Here is a 309-nt window from a genome sequence, read left to right as displayed (position 1 = left end):
CTGGAAATCCGCCGCCAGCGGCACGAAACTGACGCGCCGGAAGTTATCCGCTTCAGCTACGACAGACTGGGGCGGATGCTGAGCGAGGAGACGGCGCAGGGCATCCTGACCCACCAGTACGATGAACTGGGCAACCGGACTGCCACCACCTTTCCGGACGGCAGAACGCAGCGCCATCTGTACTACGGCAGCGGCCATCTCCAGCAGATAAATCTGGACCGGGAGGTCATCAGCGAGTTCACGCGCGACCACCTGCACCGTGAGGTGCTCAGAAGCCAGGGGCGACTGAGCACGCGGCAGCTTTACGAC

Annotated in this window: 1 pseudogene; it reads left to right on the top strand. The window is 63.1% G+C overall.

Annotated features, from left to right (window positions below):
* A pseudogene (locus RTW80_RS28440) lies at nt 1-309 on the top strand (RHS repeat domain-containing protein); the annotation flags it as partial.

The organism is Escherichia sp. AM3 (assembly GCF_032029835.1).
GTDB lineage: Bacteria > Pseudomonadota > Gammaproteobacteria > Enterobacterales > Enterobacteriaceae > Escherichia > Escherichia coli.
Note: the sequence above shows the minus strand (reverse complement) of the source record. Positions and strands in the feature narration are given on the sequence as shown.